2 protein-coding genes are annotated in these 1,211 nt (G+C 28.2%); both read left to right on the top strand.

Going from position 1 to position 1,211, the window contains the following annotated elements:
* Positions 1 to 156: 156 nt before the first annotated feature.
* Positions 157 to 426 carry a hypothetical protein gene (locus tag H9625_RS17345; protein WP_191765568.1) on the top strand — a complete coding sequence of 90 codons (270 nt, stop codon included), beginning with the start codon at positions 157 to 159 and terminating at the stop codon, positions 424 to 426.
* A 219-nt stretch (positions 427 to 645) separates the two neighbouring features.
* Positions 646 to 1,140 (top strand): DUF3644 domain-containing protein, encoded by a 495-nt coding sequence (locus H9625_RS17340; protein ID WP_225226495.1) that lies wholly within the window; start codon positions 646 to 648, stop codon positions 1,138 to 1,140.
* Positions 1,141 to 1,211: the final 71 nt, after the last annotated feature.

The raw sequence follows: 1,211 nt of genomic DNA, 5'->3' as shown, positions 1-1,211 counted from the left end.
TCTGCGATATGCGGAAATCCCTGTGCCTCTTTTATATCCCAAGAAGAAGGTTATCTATTAACTTGCGAAACTTGAATTAATAATACAAGGAAGTATCTTACAGAGTTAGGATTAGATGGAGAATCTATCTCAGAAAAATATTTGTTTACATCAAATTTGAAAGAATTATCTGGAGCAATTTTGCATAAAACAGTTTTTGCTTTTAGATTAGCATGTTTATTGGAAGTTGAAAAACATTTAAATATAAAAATGCCAATAATTCTTGATTCTCCTAGTGGAAAAGAAATTGATCATCAAAATATCGAAGCAATGATAAAAATTTTGAAACGAGATTTCTCTGAAAATCAAATAATTATTGCCTCTATTTACGAATATGATTTAATAAATATAAATAAAATCAATATTGTAAATAGACTAATTGAATAATTGCTTAAATTATAAATCAAGTAATTGAATATTAGATCAATTTGATATATTGCATTTCGATAATGTCTTGGTGAATTGTAGAGTATTTTATAGAATAATTAAATTGGGAAAATATGAAAGGATTACCATTACAAGTAAAGTCTTGTCTTGATAAAGCATTAGATTCCGCATTATAATAAACCTGCTGTTAAATTTAAATCGGGCGGATACATTGTTTTAATGTGTATAGCATGGACTTCTTTATTACATGGAATCTTTTTAAGAAAAAAGATTAAGCCAATATATAAAGAAAAAAATGGCCGATACAAAAAGGTAAATGGAGAGATTCAGTATTGGGAACTAAAAACGTGTGTCGCAAAATATTTTGTTGACAGCAACAATCCTATTCGCAAGAATTTAGAGTTTTTTATACCGTTAAGAAACAAAATTGAACACAAATTTTTACCTGAATTAGATTCTAATATTTTTGCAGAATGCGAATCCTTATTATTGAATTTTGATAAAATCGTGGAAGCTGAATTTGGACATAAATATTGTTTGCGCGAATCGTTATCTTTTGCTTTGCAGTTATTTCCATCTTCAGAGACATTAAGTATGGCTACAAAAGCAAATAAAGACTATGATAGTATAGTTTCCTTTATTAATCAATATCGTTCTTCTATAACTACTGATGTATTAAATTCAGGTGAGTATGCTTTTAAGGCCTTTTTATAGTCAAAAAGAAATGGTTTGCGAATTAGACAACCGGAATTTAAGAGTCAGAAGTGACTCCAACTCTTCTTTAT

The organism is Phocaeicola intestinalis (assembly GCF_014837065.1).
GTDB lineage: Bacteria > Bacteroidota > Bacteroidia > Bacteroidales > Bacteroidaceae > Phocaeicola > Phocaeicola intestinalis.
This window is presented reverse-complemented; position numbering and strand designations above follow the sequence as displayed.